General features: G+C 44.6%; 6 protein-coding genes and 1 pseudogene. 3 read left to right on the top strand and 4 right to left on the bottom strand.

Annotation, left to right across the window (positions count from 1 at the left end; all coding sequences use genetic code 11):
• The 3 genes and pseudogenes from JGK11_RS31950 to JGK11_RS31940 form a co-directional block, all read left to right on the top strand.
• Positions 1 to 194: pseudogene (locus JGK11_RS31950) on the top strand (Uma2 family endonuclease); the annotation flags it as partial.
• Between the two features lie 220 nt (positions 195 to 414).
• Positions 415 to 1,053 carry a Uma2 family endonuclease gene (locus JGK11_RS31945; protein WP_293199141.1) on the top strand — a complete coding sequence of 213 codons (639 nt, stop codon included), beginning with the start codon at positions 415 to 417 and terminating at the stop codon, positions 1,051 to 1,053.
• 252 nt (positions 1,054 to 1,305) lie between these two features.
• Positions 1,306 to 2,496: a pentapeptide repeat-containing protein gene (locus tag JGK11_RS31940; RefSeq protein ID WP_293190919.1), complete on the top strand. Its 1,191-nt coding sequence runs from the start codon at positions 1,306 to 1,308 to the stop codon at positions 2,494 to 2,496.
• Positions 2,497 to 2,625: 129 nt separating this feature from the next.
• On the opposite strand, the gene JGK11_RS31935 is transcribed toward JGK11_RS31940, so the two are convergent.
• The 4 genes from JGK11_RS31935 to JGK11_RS31920 all read right to left on the bottom strand — a co-directional run.
• Positions 2,626 to 2,820 (bottom strand): hypothetical protein, encoded by a 195-nt coding sequence (locus JGK11_RS31935; RefSeq protein WP_293179877.1) that lies wholly within the window; start codon positions 2,818 to 2,820, stop codon positions 2,626 to 2,628.
• Positions 2,817 to 3,161 (bottom strand): hypothetical protein, encoded by a 345-nt coding sequence (locus JGK11_RS31930; RefSeq protein WP_293179874.1) that lies wholly within the window; start codon positions 3,159 to 3,161, stop codon positions 2,817 to 2,819. Before JGK11_RS31930 ends, JGK11_RS31935 begins: the two co-directional genes overlap by 4 nt.
• A 280-nt stretch (positions 3,162 to 3,441) precedes the next feature.
• Entirely contained in the window at positions 3,442 to 6,777 is a 3,336-nt protein-coding gene (gene dpdE, locus JGK11_RS31925) for a protein DpdE (RefSeq protein WP_293214383.1), read from the bottom strand.
• A 195-nt stretch (positions 6,778 to 6,972) separates the two neighbouring features.
• The coding region (locus JGK11_RS31920; RefSeq protein WP_293214381.1) for a glutathione S-transferase at positions 6,973 to 7,749 on the bottom strand (777 nt) is incomplete at its 5' end.

The following is a 7,749-nucleotide window of genomic DNA, read 5'->3' as shown; positions in this document are numbered from 1 at the left end:
TTGCTGATTATTGGATATTTAATTTAGTAGATATTCAATTGGAAATGCACAGCGAACCTTATCAGAAACAAAGAGGTGGTTTCGATTATCGAGTAAAACAAGTGGTTTTGCCAAATGAGGTTGTGGTAATTCCAGGTTTCCCAGAGTTGTCTCTCGATTTGTCTGCGGTATTTCCGGCGCAGATGGGTGAGTAGAAAAGATTGTAAAAGTCCTGTTAATCAAATTTCAGGACGGGCTAGAAGCCCATCCCACAATTTTTTTTCTTGTGGGATGGGCTTCTAGCCCGTCCGAATTATTTTTGTAATTCAGGTCTAGTAAAGATGCTACTGCGATCGCCCGAATTGATGGTATAATCCAAAAGTGCGATGGCTAAGCCCCGGCTTGTGCCTACGAACTACTCAGCAAAATACCACTATGCCCGCTGAAAATCTCACCTCGCCAGGCCAAAATATCCAGTTATCGGGTATCAGTTGGCAAACCTACGAAACCTTGCTCGCCGAATACATTGACCGGCCGCTGCGGCTGAAATACAATGGTGGCAATCTAGAGATTCTGGAACCTTCACCAGAACACCAATTTTACAAAACAATAATCGGCAGATTTGTGGAAACCCTGGCTGAAGAATTCGGACTGAACATTGCAGCCGTCGGTTCCACAACTTTTAAGCGTCCAGAACTCAGCAGTGCAGAACCAAATGAATGTTTTTACATCCAGAATTTATCTGCAATTAAAGGAATAAAAAGAATTGACACGAAGGAAAGTCCGCCACCTGATTTAGTAGTGGAACTCGATCTCACGAGTTACTCGGAAAATAGCTTGCAAGTTTATGCTGATGTCGGCGTGCCGGAAGTTTGGATTTATAACGGCGAACGCCTGATTATCAATAGATTAGAAAATAGAGCATACGTTTCGTGCGATCGCAGTTTAGCATTTCCCACTGTACATATTTTAGAAATTGTCGGGTTTTTGCAACAGGCGGAAACAATGGATTATTTAGAATTAGTTCAAGCATTTCGGAATTGGGTAAAAAACCAAATACTACCAACCAATTAAGCTAAGGTGCATCACGGGTACGGATAAATTTGGGGGAAGAGAGGATTTTAGATTTTCGATTTGGGATTGATTCCACGGATAAATCACGTGGCGGGTACCATCAAGAAATTCTTGGTCACCAACCAACGATAAATTATCAAAATCATCAGAGATAAAATTTTGCTTAAGAGTTTTGCTCAAGAGTGATAAAATAAAATAAAGCACTCGTCAAAATCTCCATCACAGTCTGGCAGAGCCAGCACTTCTACCGATATGCGATCGCTAGAGTCTCACAACAAATACCCAGATTGCTTGTGGATGCAACTAGAAGCAATTCCAGTGCCATCAGTTGCAGCCCAAACCCAGCAGCTTGACATTCACTTGAGCCTCAATTTTAACGAGCATTGGGAACCGCTGCTGGGCGGCCGCGTTAAATTTGGTCTGCAAGGCGGAACGCTCAAACTAAATCTGGAAAACTGCGAAATTCCGGTAGCATCGCGTCAATTAGTGGGTGATTTTGAGCTGTCGCCCATCGACAGCAGTACAGAGATTTTGTCAACCGAAAGTCAGCGGAAAGTCCGAGACAACGAGAAGGTGGAAAAAATCCAGGAAACTGACTGCACGTTTTGTCATGTTTCCACAATCGGCGACGATACAAAACCCGCTTGGATTTTTTCATTAAAACGGGGAAAACCAATATTAAAAGGTTTGCTAAAAAGTGTTAAACTGGGAGAATTTCCCGCCAAACCATTGCGGATTGCAGCGGCTTTTGAAGTTGCGAAAGAAGATATTTATCTCACAGATGCGGAGGGTTTGTGGCCGCACGATATTACGCCAAATCAACATTCGGTTTTAGAAAGAATCCTGACTGTATATTTAGCAAATAAGCTCCAACCGGCTCTCAGTTGGGCGCTATTGTCTTACAATTTGCCTGCGGTGGAACAGCCTGAGGTGGAAATTATCGCGCCAGCCGAAGCCGAGTTGCAGGAAATGGTCGATCGCATTATAGCTGCTGAAACCGATGATTTTGTAGAACTGGCAACAATCGCCAATCTCAATCCCGCACTGGATTTCGCGGGCGGTAGCTTGCGCGGGACGAGTTTAAGTGCAGTGGATTTTAGTAGTGCAAATCTCCCGGCGGCAAATTTCCGGGGTGCAAACTTAAACGATGCCGATTTCAGCGACGCCAACCTGCAAAACGCTAAATTCGGCGGTGCAGATTTGAGTGGCGCTTTCCTCGGAAATGCAGATTTGAGCGGTGCAGATTTGTACCGCGCCAGTCTGGCTTTAGCAAACCTCAGCGGTGCCGATTTTAGTCGCGCAAATCTGCTCGAAGTTAACCTAACAAATGCTAATTTCAGCGGTGCGAATGTCAAGTCAGCGAGGTTTGGGAATAACTCGGGACTTGCGGAAGATGTCAAGCTAAATTTACAGCAGCGGGGAGCAATTTTTGAGGATGTTTAGCCCGTAAATGCCAGATCCCGTTCATCCATCCGCATCCATCGTGGCACGGGCCCAAAAGCCTGTGCGATAGATCGGTTCAAAAAATATCGCTCGCGTTTCTTAAACTTTTTGTGGCTTTGGCTAATAAATTTACAATTCTGCTGTAGAGCTATTGAGCGATCGCCTGACTCGATTCAATCTTTGCAGGCGAAGCTGTTCTGCCAGTAGCGTATTAATTTCTCCTAATTCTAAATTGACTTCTTGAACCTCCATACGAGTTCGGCGGAGGTTAGCTAGCAAACGTTTAGATGTTTCTGGATCGGGGATGCGCGGTTGTTTATTCATGGCAAGTTGTATTCCATCTTAACTTCTTCAATACTACGCTCCAGTGCCGGAATCCTTGCTTGGGTTCGTGCTATAGCTCGTTCTAGTAATTGTAGCATATCACCAGAGGCAACAGGTTGAGCTTGGGCAATTTGAAGCTGGATAGTAGATAGTTGAGAGTAGGAAGATTCAGCATCATCGGCTGCACTTTTCATTTCATCTAGTGCCGCAATCGTTGCCTCGGTCTCTCCAAATAGTTCAAAAATGGTTAATTCCAAGGCAGAAGCTTCATTAACAATATCTAAAGCCTGCTGTTTTAATTGATTTATAATTTCAGTAGTTCTTGATGGTAAATCAGCCATATTTACACCCCTAAAATAAGTTATTGCAATAAAAATTCAACATACCATAGTGTAATCGATCAACATCCGAAGCAGTTCACAATCATACATACCGAAATCCTTTTCATCCATCAGCGTCCATCGTGGCACGAACCCAAAAGCCCGTGTTCCCGAATCGGTTCAAAAAAGAGCGTGAAGCGAAGCTATCTTCCCGCAAGGGTTCGGTGAAGGGTAGGGAATCGCCCTCAAAAAGAGCGATGGCTACGCCCGGGCCCCGGCCTACGCACTTCACCAAAACAAATTATCCCTCATCCTCCGATTTCACAGGAGCACGCCCAGAAATCACAATAAATCCTACCGACTCAAGAGTTAGGTGCGGGTGGCGAATTCCCGCTAAAACCGCTTGACTCAACAAACTTTCGGTACTAATTTCATCAGCCAAAACTGATTCTAAAAGCTGTTCCGATTTAGAAAGTCGATTCAAACGTAATTGCAATTGATTCACCCGATTTTTGAGTTGAATTGCAGCACTGGTAGCAGAATTATTGCACATTTCGACAAAAGCCTCGCGCCCGCGCAGCAATTCCTCCGATACCACCCGCCCCTTCTGACAAAAATCATCCCAATCCAGGGAATCTACAAAATTGTCAATCAGCGACGTGCGATTTTTAGACAAATTGTAATCCCGATTCGGGCCGCCTTTCCCCTTATAACCGCGCTGCAAGATTGCCAAAACTTCCGCCTCTTCTACCAGAGACATTTGTTCGCTGCGAGCATCTACATACACAGTTTCAAAAATTGGCAAAAACAGAGCATCAGCGCGCCGTTGCAAAGCTTTTAAATTGTAATTTTCGATGTTTTGTGCTTGCAAAACTTGAGCAGCAGGCTGCACATCAGTTTGAATTGAATAATTAAACTGAAAGCCGAACCATTCCTTCCCCTCCGCAGCATCCCAACTTTCATCGTGACGCCACATCGCAAAAGCTTGACCCCGATCGTCCCAGCGAACATAGGCGCCCAGTGCATCAATTAATCCCTCGCCAGTTCGATAAAGAACGACATCGGTATTTTGATGAGCAATACGCCGATTGTAACTACCGTATTGCTGACAATAGGGAACTAATTGAGTTGTCAAATCCTTGGAGGGAATTAAGGTTTTTTGAGTAGGTTGATAGCGCACCAAACCAGAGATACTGGGATGTTCGACTTGTTTGAAATGGAGGGCTTGACACAACCAACCTTCCGCCGCCCGCTGCATTTCTTTATGGCGTGCGTCGCAGTTGTCGAGGGATTCAAAATACTGAGATGCGCTGTCATCAAGAATATCAATTTCATCGAGGGCGTATTGTTCATCGATTTTGATTTTCTCTTGTTCGATTTCAGTTTTAATCGATTCAAGTTCGCTTGATAGGCCTTTTGCTCCTTCAGTAAACAACTTTTCTTCAAGTGTAATCAGTTTGGTTTCGGCATAAAACTGAAGGCTGGCGATCGATTTGTTGAAGATATCAAACCCGTTTTTTAAGACTTGAAACCAAGCTTCGTGGGGGCTATCGGGCATATCCGGGCCTGCAAACAAACAAAATTGCACTCCCATTTTGCTACCAATGCGATCGACTCTGCTGAGTCTTTGTTCTAGCTGGTTGGGAAACCACGGTAAATCGAAGTGGACTAACCAATCTATAAATTGTAGGTTGACGCCTGTTTCTGCCGATCGATCGCACACCAAGACAAAACAATGCGGTTCAGTCTTAAACCGATGGAGATTCGCCTCCACATCATCCGCTGATTTGGTCATGTCATGACTGGCGATCGCCTTTTTACCAAAGATTTTAGCTAAATTTTCCGCAATCTCTTGACAAGTCGTCGTAAAACTGGTGAAAATCACAATTTTCGGGAAACGTTCGCCCGGAATCGGCCGTTTAATTTGCTGTTGAATTCTGGAGAGCAAATCGCGAGGATTGCTGTGATATTCGCGCGGAACCTTCAATGCAACTGCGAGAAATCGCAAAATAGCGATTCGTAACAAACCCAGTCGATCGAACCCTTCCTCGACCTTTGACACAGTGTTGAGCAAGGTTTCCAGCAGTTCCCTTTCTTCGGAAAACAGCGCAGTTCTGGTCAAAATTGCGGTGTCGCTTTGTCCAAATTCGCGATCGAGCTCTGGACTAGATTTTTTCTGCAAGCGAGCTTTGATAACCCGTTCCAAAACATTCAACCAAGTACCGGAAGCGCGGAAAAACAGCAGAAAAATTCTCTGATATTCGCTAGATTTGGGAGCAGCAGCGCGCCATTTATCGAGTACAGTTTGAATTTCAGACCACTGTTCGTCATTCAGATCGTACTCGGCTTTAGGTACTGTATCGCGATCGAAAATCACATCTTCCACCGCATCCCGGCGGTTGCGGAGAATGCGGCGGTGCAGGCGGTAGGTATCTCTAACGTGGGTGCGAATAGTTCGGATCAGGCGAGATTTTTCTTCGGTTTCTTTGGTTTTTAGGCTTTTTTCTAATTCCTTTGCCAATGCGATTAAATAATCATCTTTAGCAAAAAGAGTGCGAAGTTGAGCAAGTTTTGTTTGCAAAACAGCAGGCTGTGTTGTCTCTCGGAAATCGAGTAAAGTTCGACCAATTTCTTGACGGTTCTGCACCTGTGCTTTGAAACTTTGTAAATCGTCAACACGGTAGGTTGTGGGGTCTAGCAAGTGCAGCATCGTGAGAAAATCTTGCTCGCGGCCGATGACTGGCGTTGCAGATAATAACAATAAATTTTTGCTTTTATGAGCTAGTTTCTGGCAGAGTTCAAAGGATTGTTGTTGATTGCGATCGCTCGAATTAGCCATGGCTGCGAGTTCTTGCGCTTCATCAACAATCAAAAAATCTAGGTTAGCATTGCGGCTAATTTGATTGATTTCGCTCAAAGAAACAAGCTGCACTCGATCGGCAAAATGAGACAAATAGAATTTATTTTCTAACTCTTGCCGCCACTGTTCGAGCAGGTATTTGGGAACGATTACCACAGCGCGCCCGTTAGCATCGTCTAGCAAGAATTGGCGGAGAATTGTTCCCGCTTCTACTGTTTTCCCCAGTCCAGCTTCATCTGCCAACAAATAGCGCACGATTGGGTCTTCTAGGACGCGCCGCACGACTTCAACTTGGTGCGGGTACAGGTCTATGTTAGCAGAAATTAAGCCCGTCATGCCGCGACTGACGGCGCGCTGTTCGATCGCAGATTGGACAAAAGCCAAACGGCGATCGTGAAAATAGGGAGTTTCTTGGCCTTTAACTGCTAAAATGTCGATCGGATCGGCGATCGGGATATTGCAGCGAACGTAAAGCTCGGCTTCGACAGCTTGCAAACTTTGGCTGTCGGGGAGGTCAATTTCGTACTCTAGTTTATCTTCATCCCAGTCATAAACTCGGCCAATTATCCACCTTTCCTGACTTGTACTCCAGAGGTAGCAGCGGGTTTGACGCTGAAGTCGGGCTTCTTGTAGCAAACTGAGGGGTACAGTTTTGCGGATGCGGTTTTTTACTGAGCAAAAATATTCAACTATGGCATCGGGGTGGGATACCTCGACAACTTTTCCGATTCCCATATCGTTTTTGGGCGATCGAACTAATGAACCAACATCAATCATAATTTTAGCCTGACAATATCTGTTAGAATACACTAACGCCTGAGGGAATAGAATAACATTAGATATGAGATTTATTGCATAAATTTTTGATGGATAGGTAAACCGCAGATATCCGGCAGATTAACACAGATAAACGCAGATAATTTTAAGAATTGATAACAAATGAAAGCAATCTTATCTGTTGATTGAATATAATTACGATCGCCCAAAAATAACGGTGGGATTCCCCGATTCCCATTTGGGGTATTTCTGCATCACACTGGCGTAAATTTCCGAGTCAGTGAAGGCTGTCAACCAAGCTTGTAGGGGAATCCAAGGCTGTTCGTTGAACCAAATTTTATCGGTATGGGCGAATTGACGGACAAAAGGTGCGATCGCCATATCAGCCAATGCTACATTATTACCAAACAAATATTTATTCTTGATTAATTTAGCATTGAGTTTCCCCAGATATAAAGCACATTCATCGCGATGTGCTTGAGCATCAACACCAGCATAACGCTCAGGGTATTTATAACGGTCAAGATGATATTTAAACCCATAATCAAATTGAGAGATAAGTTCCAGCATTTCTGCAACAGAACCTTCCTTTGGCCTCAACCATTTTTCAGGATCGTGTTGTTCCAACGCCCACAACATGATATCGATACTTTGATCGAGTACGCGCCCGTCAACATCAATCAATATCGGTACTGTACCTTTCGGAGATACATCTAACATTTCTTGTGGTTTGTCTCGCAAAACAACTTCCCGCAACTCACACGCGCGATCGCTAATCATCAGCGCTAAACGTGCGCGCATAGCATAGGGACAACGGCGGAATGAATATAAAATTGGATATATTGGTGACATATAGTCATTGGGCATTGGGCATTTCTTGGTACGTAGTTGCGCTTCAGCGCTCTTGGGGCCCAAGCCCAACAACATACCTTTCTTGGTACGTAGTTGCGCTTCAGCGCTCTTGGGGCCCAA

It is taken from the genome of Microcoleus sp. PH2017_34_RAT_O_A (genome assembly GCF_020737885.1).
GTDB lineage: Bacteria > Cyanobacteriota > Cyanobacteriia > Cyanobacteriales > Microcoleaceae > Microcoleus.
This window is presented reverse-complemented; position numbering and strand designations above follow the sequence as displayed.